Origin of the sequence: Vibrio sp. 1727 (genome assembly GCF_033344415.1) — a bacterium.
Taxonomy (GTDB): Bacteria; Pseudomonadota; Gammaproteobacteria; order Enterobacterales; family Vibrionaceae; genus Vibrio; species Vibrio alginolyticus.
The window spans coordinates 1-504 of record NZ_JAWPOT010000716.1 but is presented as its reverse complement, the minus strand read 5'-3'; the positions used below and the strand labels follow the sequence as shown (position 1 = coordinate 504).

Here is a 504-nt window from a genome sequence, read left to right as displayed (position 1 = left end):
ATTAGAAGATGTGATTGATGTTCAAGGTCTCAAACTCGATCCTGTTTCTCACCGTGTTACTGCGAATGATGAAGCGGTTGATATGGGGCCTACCGAGTTCAAGATGCTGCACTTCTTTATGACCCATCAAGAGCGTGTTTACAGCCGTGAGCAGCTGCTAAATAACGTGTGGGGCACCAATGTTTATGTTGAAGACCGTACTGTTGACGTTCATATCCGTCGTCTTCGTAAAGCACTGGAAGCTGCCGGTCACGACAAACTGATTCAAACCGTTCGTGGCGCTGGTTACCGCTTCTCAACAAAGGCTTAGATTTTTACGCAGCTTATCAATGCCATTTCTGGAGTAATGAGTGGTTGAAAGATTAACGTGGAAAAAGCTGGCCTGGGAGCTGGCTTTTTTTTACACCCCTTGGGTGATAGTGGGGTGGATATTCGGTTATATGCCGTGGTTGCTTTTGGCTGCCACGGCTTTGCAGCTTGTGTGGCATTTGCATAACCAAGTGC

2 protein-coding genes are annotated in these 504 nt (G+C 47.0%); both read left to right on the top strand.

Going from position 1 to position 504, the window contains the following annotated elements; translation table 11 throughout:
- The coding region (locus tag R8O10_RS27785) for a winged helix-turn-helix domain-containing protein (RefSeq protein WP_318192302.1) at positions 1-310 on the top strand (310 nt) is incomplete at its 5' end.
- 40 nt (positions 311-350) lie between these two features.
- A partial coding sequence (locus R8O10_RS27780; RefSeq protein WP_318192303.1) for a phosphate regulon sensor protein PhoR occupies positions 351-504 on the top strand: 154 nt, incomplete at its 3' end.